This window comes from Streptomyces alkaliterrae, assembly GCF_007097205.2.
In the GTDB taxonomy this organism is placed as follows: Bacteria; Actinomycetota; Actinomycetes; order Streptomycetales; family Streptomycetaceae; genus Streptomyces; species Streptomyces alkaliterrae.
Genome location: NZ_VJYK02000422.1, coordinates 1 through 3,680 on the forward strand (window position 1 = coordinate 1; position 3,680 = coordinate 3,680).

A 3,680-nucleotide genomic window follows, 5' to 3' on the forward strand; every position below is an offset into this window, starting at 1 on the left:
CCCGCAGGTAACCCCCGAGTCGCCCGCCGGGAAGGCCCCGCCGCCGGGGGCACCCCGCCCGTGCCGGACGAGGCCGAGACCAGGGCGCTTCCGCGCGCACCGGAGAACGAGGCCCCCGACCGCACCCGCGAGTTGCGCCAGCTCGACGACAGCGGCCGGCCGCGCCGCCCACGTCCGGAGTGGGCGGAGGAGACACCGATGGACGACCTCCCCACGCTCGCCGACGAACTCCTCGGCCCGTTCGAGGACACCGGCGACGCCGGGAACGCGGGGGACGCCGGGAACGCCAAGAACGCCGGGGACGCGGGGGACAACGGCCGGAACCGCGGGAAACGCCGCTGACCGCCTCCGCACCACCGCCGTCACCCGGCCCCGCCCGCCGGGCCGTCCCCCGCTGTCAGTGCGATGACGGAGAATGGCCGACGACAGCTCGACAGCTCGACAGCTCGACAGCACGACAGGCCCGGCAGCACGACCGGCCCGACCGACGGAGGGAGACCCATGGCGGTCTGGGACGACCTGGTCGGCCAGGACCGGGTCGCGGCTCAGCTGACGGCCGCCGCCCGTGACGCCGACGCGTACGTCACCGCCGCGGCGGCGGGCGAGCCCGCGCCCACCGGCGGTTCGTCGATGACGCACGCCTGGCTGTTCACCGGCCCGCCCGGCTCCGGCCTGGCGACGGCGGCCCGCGCGTTCGCCGCCGCCCTCCAGTGCGTCAGCCCCGACCGGGCGCTGGGCGGCGCCCCCGGCTGCGGCTTCTGCGACGGCTGCCACACCACCCTCGTCGGCACCCACGCCGACGTGCGGATCGTCCGCACCGACCTGCTGACGATCGGCGTGAAGGAGACCCGCGACCTCGTGCGGCGGGCCCAGCTCTCCCCGGCGGGCGGGCGCTGGCAGGTGATCGTCCTGGAGGACGCCGATCGCCTCACCGAGGGCGCCGGGAACGTCCTGCTCAAGGCCGTCGAGGAACCCGCCCCCCGCACGGTCTGGCTGCTGTGCGCGCCCTCCACCGAGGACGTGCTGCCCACGATCCGCTCCCGCTGCCGCCAACTCTCCCTGCGCACGCCGCCCGTGCAGGCCGTCGCCGACCTGCTGATCCGCCGAGACGGCGTCGACCCGGCGCTCGCCCACGACTGCGCCCGCGCCACCCAGGGCCACGTAGGAAGGGCCCGCCGGCTGGCCACCGACGAGCGCGCCAGGGCCCGCCGCACGACGGTGCTTCGCATCCCCCTGCGGGTGGACGGCGTCGGCGGCTGCCTCAAGGCTGCGCAGGAGCTGATCGACGCGGCGACCGAGGACGCCAAGCAGATGGCCGAGGAGTTGGACGGCAAGGAGACGGAGGAGCTGCGGGCCGCGCTCGGCGGCAGCGAGGGCAAGCGGATGCCGCGCGGCACGGCCGGCGCCATGAAGGAGCTGGAGGACCGCCAGAAGCGCCGCGCCACCCGGACGCAGCGCGACTCGCTCGACCTGGCGCTCACCGACCTCACCGCCTTCTATCGCGACGTGCTGGCCCGCCAGCTCGGCACGGCGGTGGGCGTCGGCGGAGGCGGCGCGGACGACGCCGTGGCGGAGGTCGCCGCGAGCAGCCGCCCCGAGCAGACCCTCCGCCGGATGGAGGCCGTCCTCGCCTGCCGTGAGGCCCTGGACCGCAACGTCGCCCCGCTGCTCGCGGTCGAGGCCATGACGGTCAGCCTCCGCTCCGCCTGACACCGCGCTGACACACGCGCGCTGACACCCCCACCGCCGGAACCTCACCGCCCTGCTTGATCGTTTACCGCGTTGTACGCTCCCGCCAGGGACGTCCGGACGGTCGGCGAGAGGTCGCGCATGGGAAACAAGGGACTACGCCGCGCCGCCGCCGCGCTGCTGACCGCGGCGCTGCTCCTCACCGGCTGCACCGACGGCGGCGGCAGCGCCGCGCCGCCCCTCGAACCGCAGGACTACGGCAAGCGCGAACCCGGCACGACCGAACTCCTCCAACCGCTCCCCACCGCCGTCCCCGACGAGCTGCGCCCCTACTACGGGCAGCGGCTGCGCTGGCGCGACTGCGGTACCAAGGGTTTCGAGTGCGCCACGCTGCGCGTCCCCCTCGACTACGCCGCGCCCGACGGCGACGAGGACGTGCCCCTGGCCGTCGTCCGCACCCGCGCGACCGGCTCGAAGAAGCCCATCGGCTCCCTGATGGTGAATCCCGGCGGGCCCGGCAGCTCCGCCGTCGAGTACGTACGGCTCGCCGCGGGCATCGGCTTCCCGACCGAGATCCGGGCGCGCTACGACATTGTCGGCATGGACCCGCGCGGCGTCGCCGGCAGTGAGCCCATCGAGTGTCTTGACGGCCCGGCGATGGACCGCCACACACAACTCGACGTCACCCCCGACGACGCCGCCGAGACCAGGGCCCTCACCGCCGCCAACAAGCGGTTCGCCGACGGCTGCCGCCGCCAGGCCGGCAAACTCCTCGACCACGTGTCGACCGTCGAGGCCGCACGCGACATGGACGTCCTCCGCGAGGTCCTCGGCGACCGCAAGCTGCACTACGTCGGCTTCTCCTACGGCACCCACCTCGGCGCGACCTACGCCGGCCTCTTCCCCTCCCGGGCCGGCCGCCTCGTCCTGGACGGCGCGATGGACCCCTCCCTCAGCGCCGAACAACTCAACCGCGACCAGACTGCGGGCTTCAACACCGCGTTCAACGCGTTCGCCGCCGACTGCGTCCGCCGCTCCGGCTGCCCCCTGGGCACCACCAGCGCCAAGGACGCCGCCGGACGCCTCGCCGACTTCTTCCGACGCGTCGACCGCGACCCCCTCGACACCGACGGCGACCGCCCCCTGACCGAGGCCCTAGCCACCACCGGCGTGATCTTCGCCATGTACGACGAGAACGCCTGGGGCATGCTCCGCGACGCCCTCGCCGACGCGATGAAGGGCGACGGCGCCGCCCTCCTCCGGCTCGCCGACGCCTATCACGAACGCGACCCCGACGGCAGCTACGGCAACATCATGTTCGCCTACACCGCCGTCAGCTGCCTCGACCAACCGGCCGCCTTCGCCGACCCCGCGGAGGCCCGCAAGGCCGTGCCCTCCTTCGAGCAGGTCTCCCCGGTCTTCGGGCGCGGCTTCGCCTACGCCGCGCTGATGTGCGCCGACTGGCCGGCGAAGCCGACCGGCCGCCCCCACCGCATCGAGGCCGCCGGCGCCGACCCCATCCTCGTCATCGGCACCACCCGCGACCCGGCCACCCCCTACATCTGGGCTGAGAGCCTCGCCGAACAACTCCGCTCCGCCACCCTCCTCACCTACGACGGCGACGGCCACACCGCCTACGTCCGCGGCGGCGACTGCGTCAACGACACGGTCAACGCGTACCTCCTCGAAGGCCGCGTCCCACCTCCCGGCAAGCGCTGCCCCTGACCCCTCCGCCCATGGCGCCGACCACCTCCCCGGACTGTGTAGACTGGTCCGCGCCGCGGTCGCCGCACCGCAGCACGCCGCCTTAGCTCAGTCGGCCAGAGCGACGCACTCGTAATGCGTAGGTCAAGGGTTCGATTCCCTTAGGCGGCTCACCCAAAGGCCAGGTCACGTAGCACGTGACCTGGCCTTTTGTGTTGTGGTGGGTTACAGGGTCAGTAGGGCGTGGTGGGGCCAGGCGGGGGTGGAGCTGTCTCTTATACACAGCT

3 protein-coding genes and 1 tRNA gene are annotated in these 3,680 nt (G+C 73.9%); all 4 read left to right on the forward strand.

Annotated elements, in window-relative coordinates; translation table 11 throughout:
- On the forward strand, positions 1-342 hold a 342-nt coding region (locus FNX44_RS24920; RefSeq protein WP_228450196.1), incomplete at its 5' end, for a hypothetical protein.
- Between the two features lie 159 nt (positions 343-501).
- Positions 502-1,710, forward strand: coding sequence for a DNA polymerase III subunit delta' (locus FNX44_RS24925; protein ID WP_143651250.1), 1,209 nt, complete (start codon positions 502-504; stop codon positions 1,708-1,710).
- A gap of 120 nt (positions 1,711-1,830) precedes the next feature.
- The gene (locus FNX44_RS24930) at positions 1,831-3,414 is read left to right on the forward strand and encodes an alpha/beta hydrolase (protein ID WP_143651251.1); all 1,584 of its coding nucleotides are present in this window, start codon (positions 1,831-1,833) and stop codon (positions 3,412-3,414) included.
- Between the two features lie 76 nt (positions 3,415-3,490).
- Positions 3,491-3,564, forward strand: a tRNA-Thr gene (locus FNX44_RS24935).
- Positions 3,565-3,680 lie beyond the last annotated feature (116 nt).

Bases quoted from the DNA above. Each gene is read 5' to 3' on its own strand.
- FNX44_RS24925 (WP_143651250.1), top strand. From the start codon at position 502: ATGGCGGTCTGGGACGACCTGGTCGGCCAGGACCGGGTCGCGGCTCAG.
- FNX44_RS24930 (WP_143651251.1), top strand. From the start codon at position 1,831: ATGGGAAACAAGGGACTACGCCGCGCCGCCGCCGCGCTGCTGACCGCG.